Raw genomic sequence first — 9,750 nt, forward strand, 5'->3', positions numbered from 1 at the left:
ATTTTTATTATGTGGTAGGAGGAACGGTATGTTAATTGCAATTTGGGCGCAGGATAAAAATGGTTTGATTGGTAGAAATAATCATTTACCATGGCACTTGCCAAATGACCTGCGATTTTTTAAAGAAACAACGATCAATCACGCTTTAGTCATGGGACGGAAAACCTTCGAAGGAATGGGAAAACGACCACTACCAAATCGTCAAACGATTGTCTTAACACGAGATAAGAGCTATCAGGCTAAAAATGTGGTGGTGATGCATTCTTTGGAGGAGGTCTTGGCATTTTCTCGCGAGAATGACGGAGAGACCTTTATTGCTGGTGGTTCTGCGATTTATACAGAATTTCTGCCATACTGTGAGAAAATTTATCGGACTTTTATCGAAGAAAGCTTTGAGGGCGATGCTTATTTTCCAGAAATCGAATGGAGTAAGTGGCAGCTGACGGAGCGAAATCAAGGTCAAAGGGATGAAAAGAACCCGTATGATTATTATTTTGAAACTTATCAAAGAACTGATTCGTAAGGACGCGGTTCTTTCAAGAATTTTAAAGAAGTAGTTTCAACAATGATTTATTTCGTTAGTTTTGATATACTGAAATTAATTTGAAACTAGGTATGGAAAGAAGGATCAGAATGCCAAATGTTAAAATTGTAACCGACTCATCTTGTACGATTGAACAATCGGTTCGAGATGAATTAAATATTACTGTTATCCCTTTGTCAGTGATGATTGACGATGTGGTCTATCCTGACGATGATGAATTAACAGGCGAGCGCTTTATGGAGATGATGGCGCAGGCTAAAAATCTACCCAAAACAAGTCAACCACCGATTGGCTATTTTGCAGAATTATATGATGAATTAGGAAAAGATGGAAGTCCTATCGTTTCGATCCATATGTCACATACTTTAAGCGGGACTGCCGAAGCAGCGCGTCAAGCAACGTTTCTTAGCGGCAGTAATGTAACAGTTATTGATTGCGGATTTATCGACCAATCACAAGCCTTTCAAGTAATTGAAGCAGCTAAGCTAGCACAAGAGGGTGCATCGTTAGAAGAAGTTTTAGCTGGTGTTGAAAAAGTGAAAGATCACAGTAAGCTATTTATCGGTATTTCTTCACTCGATAATTTAGTTAAGGGCGGACGAATTAGTCGTGTAGCTGGAGTTATTTCCAGTGTATTAAATATGCGAGTAGTGATGGAGCTGGAAGATGGCGAATTGTTGCCGATTACGAAGGGGCGCGGCAAAAAGACATTTAGCAAATGGTTTGCGGCTTTTAAAGATGAGTTAGCAAAAGTTAATGTGAAACAAATCGGGATATCTTACGCTGGAAAGCTCGATTTTATTGACGAGGCTAAGCAAGCTTTACAAGAGATGTTCCCGGATATGCATATTCCAGTTCTGCACACAAACCCAATCGTGGCTACCCATACGGGACCTGGTGCTTTTGCTATCATGTATTATACAGATTAGATGTCCCTGCCTCTAGAGATAGAGGCGCTTTTTTTACCAAAGAGAACCTTTCTAATCAAAGGTAATCTATAACGAGCTATGAATCAGAAGAAGGAGCAGATGAATGAAACGATTTTCAATACTACTGATTCCATTGGTAGCAGCAGTTGCTACTTTGACTATTCTTTTTTTAACTATTCCTAAAGCCGAGTCGCGAATCCGCGTAGTTCGAGATGAAAGTCAGAACTATAAGAAATCTGTTCACTTCGTTGCAGTAGGTGATTCACTGACTGAAGGAGTAGGCGATGAGACAAAACGCGGTGGATATGTACCTTTAGTGACCGATGCGCTGCAACAAAAATATGAATTGACTTCGGTTGAAAAAGACAACTATGGTGTTTCGGGCGAACGCAGTGATCAGATTTTAAAACGTGTAAAAAAGGATTCAGACTTACGAAGCAGTCTTGCCAGTGCGGATCTAATCACCATGACCGTTGGCGGGAACGATCTTTTCCAAGCCTTTCAAAAAAATCTCACCGCAAAAACAGCTAAGCAGTTCAATCGTCCAATCAAAAAATACGGCGAGTATGTGACCGATATTTTAGCTGAAATGCGAGAGCTTAATCCGAAGGCTCCAATTTATGTCGTAGGAATCTACAATCCTTATTACTTGAATTTCCCAGATATCAAGGCGATGCAGACGGTTGTAGACAATTGGAATAAAGAGACCGAGCGATTGACCAAGGAAATGTCGAATTGCTTCTTTGTTCCCGTCAATGATCTGCTTTATAAAGGAATCGCCACGAAAGATAGTGCTGAGACATCGACAAGTTCTACCTCAGAAGTGAAGAATGATGCACTATACGACGAAGATAACTTCCATCCGAATAATTTAGGCTACCAGTTGATGGCGACAGCGATTCAAGAGAAAATCGTCGATACGAAGGATTTATGGTTAACAAAGGAGCGTAATTAATGACAGAAAAGGAAGAAAACAAAGAAATCGAAGAACATAAAGATACTAAGAAAAAGGCAGAAACAAGAACAACGAAAACCGTTCATAACAAAATCAACGGTTGGAAAATCGCGTTTCTCGTATTGGTAGGCATCTTATTAGGCGGAATTATTTTCTCTACCGTCCGTATATTTACAGCCAGAGAAACAAACTTGCCACCTAGCAGTGAAACAACGGTACCAAAGGGTTCACCAGTTTTGACGATGAACACAAATAAAAAGAAATTAAACACCGTAATGGAATACTTTTTGAATGATTTGCAAAAAGGTTCGGATGTGAAATATGAGTTCTACTTGGAAAATCAAGCAATGCTAAAGGGCGAATTCAAAATATTAGGTGCAAATGTTGATTTTTATCTTTACTTTGATCCGTTTGTTATGGATAATGGCAATATTCAATTAAAAGCGCGAGATTTATCCATTGGTTCTTTAAACTTGCCAGTTAGTCAAGTAATGGCAACAGTAAAACGCGGCTATAAATTCCCTAAATGGGTAGCAATTGATCCTAAAGATCAAACGATTGTGTTGAAGTTAAACGAGTTCAAACTAGAAAATGGCATGTTTATTAAAGCGAACCACATTGATCTTGTTGGTGATGACATTCAATTTAGTCTGTATTTACCAAAAGAAAAGAAAGCCAATGATTAATCAATAAAACGTACAACAATCATCGAGGTGAATCAATTGAGAAGAAGCTTTTATCATTATATCTTGACCCAACGTGGACATAATCCCCATGATTCAGTCGAGGCATTTGCTGGAGCAGTCGCTAAGGACATTATGTTTCCTAAGCAATCGGAGGATTATCACGAGGTTGCTGATTATCTAGAATTGAGTGTCGATTATTTAGACTCGATGGATCTGTTTGATCAAGTTTGGGATAAATACTTAGAAAATAATAAATAATTCAAAAGGAAAAGTTGTTGAAGGCTTTTCCTTTTTTTTCTAGCATGCTATCATGAAAAAAAGGGTGAAAGGAAAATGCGCCTTGCAGAAAAAAACGTTACCAGTATCGATTTTTGTCGTATCGATCATATGTACTATCGTGATTACTGCGGTAGTGACTCATTTTATTGAACAAAAACAAGCAATGGATAATGATTCAGTCGTTAAAATAACTCGTAATGATTTGGATGACGTTCAAGACTTGTATGATTTAATCAGTACAAATTATGTTGAAAAAGTAGACAAAGAACAGTTGATTCAAGGTGCTTTGAGAGGTATGACGGAGTCCTTGCAAGACCCTGAATCAGAATTTCTAACCGCAAAGGAAACCAAAGAATTGAATGCGAAAGTGGCCGGAAGTTTTGAAGGCATCGGAGCAAATCTACAGTTAGAAAACCGGCTGCCCGTGATTGATCGAGTGCCTGTGAAAAATTCTCCCGCTGAAAATGCTAAATTGAAAGCCAAAGATATTATTTTGGAAGTAAACGGCAAAACAACTAAGGATAAATCACTAGATCAAATTGTAAGTATGATTCGAGGTAAAAAAGGTACACAGGTAAAATTACTGATTCAACGAGGTAGTGAACAATTTGAGGTATCGCTGGAACGAGATGTTGTTCCTGAAGATACAGTGAAGGGCAATGTTGATAAAGATAATCCGACGGTTGGCTCAATTCAAATCGATAATTTTCGTGAAACAACGGCATTAGAATTTCGCACGATTATTGAACAGCTCCGTAAAGACGGCGCGAAATCATTTGTAATCGATCTTCGTCAAAATTCTGGGGGGCTAATCGCTGAGGCAGAACGGGTTGCCAGTTATTTTTTAGACAACGGTGATACAATTGCTCAGTTTTCGAACAATAAAAAGGTGATATCAATTGACAAAGCGGGTAAAAAAATTGATCAGGGCTTCAAAGTGAAAGAACCCACTGTTTTTCTAGTAGATCAAGAGAGTTCATATGGTGCAGAATTAGTAGCAGCGGCAGTTAAGAATAAAAATTATCCGATTATCGGTGTGAATACTTTTGGAAAAGGCAGTGTTCAAACACTCAGTCCAATCGGTAAAGATAATTTCGTTCAGCTGACGATTATGAAATGGTTTGCTCCAGACGGTTCTTCTGTTGAAGGAAAGGGTGTGTCACCGACGATTGAAGCCGATTATCCTGAATACGCCAAGTTGCCACCTATCTCCAAGCAATCAAATTGGCGTATTGGCGATACAGACGATACGATCAAAAATCTCAATACCATGCTAAAAGCTTTAGGTTATCCTACAGAAGGAGATTTGTTCAATGAAGCAACGAAGGATGCAGTAATAGAAATTCAGACGGAAAACAATTTGTCTGCAACTGGGGCATTGGATGATAAAACAGTTGATGCTATTCAAGAAAAGGTATTTGCGCTTGTCAAATCCAATGATGTTGCTTATGCTAAAGCTATAGAAACGTTAAAAAATAACTAACAGATTCATTCTGTTGGTTTTGATTGCGAGGGGAAAAGCAATTGAAAAATTTAGTTACAAAATCACATCTATGGTTAGGTGTTAAATATCTCTTGATTTCCCTCTTTTTTGGTGTAGTTATTCGTGGATTCCTCTTGATTCCTGTTCCTGTAACTGGTAATTCGATGGATCAAACATTATCACAGGGTGATATGATTCTGATGGAGAAATTCAGTAAGGTCAAACGATTTGATGTGATTGTGTTTCAACAGGCAGATGGAACGATCTACATCAAGCGAGTGATTGGACTGCCTGGAGATGATATCCGCTATGAAAAAGATCAGCTTTATATCAATGGTGAAAAGATCGCTGAGTCGTTTTTGACGAACAACCGTAGTCATGATCACCAGGTTTCTCCTTATACAACAGATTTCAAATTGGATGAATTGATTGGGGAAAAGAAGTTACCTAAAGATGAGTATTTTGTTTTAGGAGACAATCGAAGGATTTCAAAGGATAGTCGTTCATTTGGCACAGTTCAAAGTAAAGATATTTTAGGCAAAGCCCAAGCAGTCTATTATCCACTAACCCATATTAAGATTATTTCGTAAAAGATGGAGAAATCCATCTTTTTTTTCAAGCCTCAGCGTGATTAGAAAGATGATATGCGTGACGAGAATAAATTCTTTTATCATTTTTCGAAGCATCCTTTGCAAATCCTGATTCAAAAAAATTGAGAAAAGTTCTCATTTTATTCAATTGAAGTAAAATTTTTATTGAGTTACTCTTGAGATAGGAAGTCGACTCCTAATTGAAGATGAAGGAGAAAATGTATGTATCATGCAAGATTCAATGGAACACATTATGCAATTGGAAAAAAATGGGGAATGCTGCTCAGTAAAAATGGTAAGCAATTGTTAGACAACATACCTTTTGATATTACAAAAGAAATGAAGGAATTTGCACAGCAATGCTATCCTGTGTATGAGGAATATTATCCAGAGATCATTGATGAAATCAAAGGCATTGCGGATGGTCAAAAGATTAAACCAGATTCTCTGTATGCTATTCTCTTTTCGATGTATGCACTTGTCAAAGTTACGAATTGCTCAAGCTTCGTCATTAAGAATGAGCAGTCCTTTTTACTCGGCCGCAATAGTGACTTTTTGACAGAAATTGAAAAATTATATATGAATTGTTTGTATTCTTTTAAAATGTCTGATTCCTATGCATTTTCGGGTAACACGACGGCCTTTGTGGAGATGGAAGACGGTGTGAATCAAGCAGGTCTTACCATCGCCTTGACTTCCGTGTTTCCAGATCAGTTAAAGCCAGGAATCAATGTTGGAATGATTTTGCGCATGTTGTTGGAAAAATGTAAAACAGTCAAAGAAGCGCTTGAGCTTTTGAAAAGGATTCCTCGTTGTTCAGCTGGAACGTTAGTAATTGCCGATCTTTCTGGAGACGCCTGTTTGGTTGAATTTACAAATGATAAATTAGTTCATTCTACTTTGGAAAATGAAGGATTCCTTTGTGCAACGAATAGTTTTCATTTGCCAGAGCTGCTCTCAAGAAAAATAAACCTTGTCGATGATTGGTTTGCGGAAGAACGATATCAAACGTTGATGGACTATTTATCTTCTAATTTCCAACATATGGATTTGTCTGAGGCAAAGAAATTATTAGCAGGTGAGTTTGGCTTTTTATGTCAATACGATCGGAAGACGGGCAAAGATACTGTTTGGTCAGCAATTTATGATTTAAGCAATAAACGGGTTTATCGTTGCGAAGGCAATCCTAATCGGAAAAAATTTCAAGAAGATATGAGGTTTGATTTTTGATTGAGGACTATTTTTTCTTTTTGTAATGGTATACAATCACTTATCTGATTGGTGTCACTAAAATATTTTTGAATCAATTATAAACAGGAGCAAGCACATTCATCAATTAAAATTATTAGAAGCCAGCTACTGGCTTTATATAACTTAAAAAAAGAAAAAAGAAAAAAGCACTCAAGTCTGAGAGTTTTTTTCTTTTCTTTTTGAATTATTTCATTGATTCTATAAAAAAAGTGGATGGTTAAATGTGCATATAAAATAGAATCTTGTTATTTTATAAAGCGCCAATTTCCCTTGCGCTGAATGCTCTTGATTATGATTGTTCAAGTAAGTGTTGCTCTTTGTGAGTAAGTTATTATAGGAGGAAAATAAAATTGGCAGAATAGGTGCATGCAATAGGATTCAAATGATCAGCAGATCGGCTAACAAAAGATTTACTGCATGAAACTTTCGACTAGACATGAATACTTTCGAGAAGAAGTATCAAATTTTCATGTCATTAAAAACATGTGGCTAACGCTGAGAAAAAATAATTACTGCTTTTTTACACGACTAGTCGCAAATAAAAAACCACTGAACAAAGTCAGTGGGGAGGGTGTATCAAATGAAGGTCTTCAGTTTCATTGTTAAGAAAAGCTGAGAGTAGAGATCAAATGGATGCATACACCCTCCATAAATCATTTTAACACATTATAATCAAAAAATAACTTATTCTAACTTACCAAATTTCTTGAGTAGTTTCTTTTGAACTATATACCGGTTATATATTTTATGTTGTTTTTTGAAAATGTCTTTAATTATTTATTTAAATCATCATTAAAATAATTAAACTGATTAAAAGAAAATAGAAAAATGACTATAATAATCTGGATGCTTTAGCTAGAAATATGAGTAAATTTAAAGAGGTGACAATGAAGTGAAAATAAAGCTATTCATTTAGTTAGGCGTGTGTAATTGATATTTAAGCTGAGTTATAATTTCAATCTTTAGTGGACTGTAAGAAATGAAACCCTTATAATATCAACGGATAGATATTAAGTAAGAGGCATTCGTTCAGAGAAAATTTATAAAAAATTACTCTGTTGAGCCTATATCTAAAGAACGCCTAACGACTCCTAAAGGGAAAGTTGATAGGCTGAGGAGGAAATATCAACATGACGATTCAATGGTTCCCAGGGCATATGGCGAAGGCACGTCGAGAAGTTTCTGAAAAATTAAAGTTTGTAGATATTGTTTTTGAACTGATTGATGCGCGTTTGCCTTTATCCTCACGCAATCCGATGCTGGATCAAATTGTACAGCAAAAACCGCGGTTGATTTTATTGAACAAAGCAGATTTAGCTGATCCAGCTCAAACTACTTTATGGGTAAATTATTTCCGTGAGCAAGGTCATCACGTATTGGCGTTAACAGCTAAGAATGATAAAAGTGTGAAGCAAATTGTTCCTGCTAGTAAAAAAGTATTGGCGGAAAAAATGGCTCGCGATAAAGAAAGAGGGTTAAAATCACGTGCGATTCGGGCGATGGTGCTTGGCATTCCGAATGTTGGAAAATCAACATTGCTAAATCATTTAGCAGGAAAAAAAATCGCTAGTACTGGTAACCGTCCAGGCGTCACTAAAGGGCAGCAATGGCTGCGTTTTGGTTCGCAATTAGAATTATTAGATACTCCAGGAATTTTGTGGCCTAAATTTGAAGATCCAGCAGTTGGTAAAAAGTTAGCGCTAACTGGAGCGATTAAGGATGATCTTTTGCATTTAGATGATTTGGCACTTTATCTGTTAGAAGTTTTTCGCCGCTTCTATCCATTGCAATTAAAAGAACGTTATAAATTAACAGAAGACGACTTATTTATGGAGTTGCCTGAGTTATTATTGCTGATATCAGAAAAACGAGGTTTCAAAGATGATTATGAACGTGCCAGTGAGATGCTGATTCTTGAATTGCGACAAGGAAAATTGGGCCGTTTCACCTTGGATCGCTACGAGGAGTTGAGTGTTTAATGGAAAAATTATCAATTAGTGCAATTAAAGCAGAGTTAAAAACAATCATTTCAGCAGATGATCATCGTTTGGCAGAATTTCGTCAGGATACACGTAAAGGTGTCCAATTGGCAATAAGCCAATGGCAAAGGCAGCAGGACAAGCAAGTTGCATTAGCGGAAAAATATCGAGAAATGTCGATTTTTGAAAATGAAAAGAAATCACAAGGTTTTCAGGCAATTTGCGGCATTGATGAAGTTGGTCGCGGACCTCTGGCTGGTCCAGTTGTAGCGGCAGCCGTGATACTGAATGATGAGCATGAAATTTTAGGTTTGAATGATTCGAAACAACTTTCGGCGCATAAACGGGAAGAGCTGGTAAAGGAAATTAAGAAGAACGCTCGGGCTATCGGCATTGGAGAAGCAACGGCCGAAGAAATTGATCAGTTGAATATTTATCAGGCGACGAAAGTTGCAATGCAAAGAGCAATTGATCAACTACAAATTACACCAGACTGTTTATTGATTGATGCAATGGTTTTAGATAATGGGTTACCCCAGGAGAAAATTATCAAAGGAGATGCCAGATCGGTTTCGATTGCGGCTGCCAGTATCATCGCAAAGGTCTATCGTGATGAGTGGATGGCTGAATACGGCGAAAGGTATCCGGCTTATGGTTTTGCTAAAAATGCTGGATATGGAACTAGAGAACATCTACAAGCAATTGAAGAACAAGGTATTTTACCGATACATCGCAAAACATTTGCACCAATTAAAAATTTATACTAAAGAAAATCCTTCTTTTTTTTGTATCTTTTTGATAAAGAAACTGAAAAGAGGGATTTTTTTGAAGAACGAATTTTTGTTACGATTGAGTTTAGTCGGCTCTTCGTCAAATCGTGTTGGTGAAGACAAATTTGAATAAAACTTAGTCCGATATGCGACGCGTTCTGTGCGCCGCATATTTTTTAGTTTTCAAAGATCAGACCTTGTTGTAAATAGATCCGTGCCCGAAAGTTATAAAAGTTGCGATAACCAAACGCAATTCGTTTAATCAGCTTGATCTTGTTATTCAG

At 37.1% G+C, this 9,750-nt stretch carries 11 protein-coding genes; 10 read left to right on the plus strand and 1 reads right to left on the minus strand.

Translation table 11 applies throughout. The features are described 5' to 3' along the window. Positions 1–28 precede the first annotated feature (28 nt). From OMU_RS10870 to OMU_RS10915, 10 genes are all read left to right on the plus strand, one after another. Positions 29–523, plus strand: coding sequence for a dihydrofolate reductase (locus OMU_RS10870; RefSeq protein ID WP_016179961.1), 495 nt, complete (start codon positions 29–31; stop codon positions 521–523). 110 nt (positions 524–633) lie between these two features. After that, the gene (locus OMU_RS10875; RefSeq protein WP_016179962.1) at positions 634–1,473 is read left to right on the plus strand and encodes a DegV family protein; all 840 of its coding nucleotides are present in this window, start codon (positions 634–636) and stop codon (positions 1,471–1,473) included. 103 nt (positions 1,474–1,576) lie between these two features. Then, a complete protein-coding gene (locus tag OMU_RS10880; protein ID WP_016179963.1) occupies positions 1,577–2,428 on the plus strand; it encodes an SGNH/GDSL hydrolase family protein in 852 nt (283 codons plus the stop codon). After that, on the plus strand, positions 2,428–3,114 hold the full coding sequence (locus OMU_RS10885; RefSeq protein ID WP_016179964.1) for a YpmS family protein: 687 nt from the start codon (positions 2,428–2,430) through the stop codon (positions 3,112–3,114). The genes OMU_RS10880 and OMU_RS10885 overlap by 1 nt, the downstream gene beginning before the upstream one ends. Before the next feature lie 36 nt (positions 3,115–3,150). Then, positions 3,151–3,372: a YozE family protein gene (locus OMU_RS10890; protein WP_016179965.1), complete on the plus strand. Its 222-nt coding sequence runs from the start codon at positions 3,151–3,153 to the stop codon at positions 3,370–3,372. Positions 3,373–3,454: 82 nt separating this feature from the next. Beyond that, on the plus strand, positions 3,455–4,876 hold the full coding sequence (locus tag OMU_RS10895) for a S41 family peptidase (protein ID WP_016179966.1): 1,422 nt from the start codon (positions 3,455–3,457) through the stop codon (positions 4,874–4,876). Between the two features lie 41 nt (positions 4,877–4,917). Continuing rightward, positions 4,918–5,466, plus strand: a complete 549-nt coding sequence (gene lepB / locus OMU_RS10900) for a signal peptidase I (RefSeq protein WP_016179967.1) — start codon at positions 4,918–4,920, stop codon at positions 5,464–5,466. A 222-nt stretch (positions 5,467–5,688) separates the two neighbouring features. Continuing rightward, complete coding sequence (locus OMU_RS10905) at positions 5,689–6,696, plus strand: C45 family autoproteolytic acyltransferase/hydrolase (RefSeq protein ID WP_016179968.1); 1,008 nt, start codon at positions 5,689–5,691, stop codon at positions 6,694–6,696. 1,151 nt (positions 6,697–7,847) lie between these two features. Then, positions 7,848–8,696 carry a ribosome biogenesis GTPase YlqF gene (gene ylqF / locus OMU_RS10910; protein ID WP_016179969.1) on the plus strand — a complete coding sequence of 283 codons (849 nt, stop codon included), beginning with the start codon at positions 7,848–7,850 and terminating at the stop codon, positions 8,694–8,696. Then, positions 8,696–9,463 (plus strand): ribonuclease HII, encoded by a 768-nt coding sequence (locus OMU_RS10915; protein ID WP_016179970.1) that lies wholly within the window; start codon positions 8,696–8,698, stop codon positions 9,461–9,463. The genes ylqF and OMU_RS10915 overlap by 1 nt, the downstream gene beginning before the upstream one ends. Positions 9,464–9,642: 179 nt before the next feature. Here OMU_RS10915 and OMU_RS22870 read toward each other — a convergent pair. Continuing rightward, positions 9,643–9,750: transposase (locus OMU_RS22870; RefSeq protein ID WP_155857590.1), on the minus strand; the 108-nt coding region annotated here is incomplete at its 5' end.

The sequence above is a fragment of the Enterococcus avium ATCC 14025 genome, assembly GCF_000406965.1.
Lineage (GTDB): Bacteria > Bacillota > Bacilli > Lactobacillales > Enterococcaceae > Enterococcus_A > Enterococcus_A avium.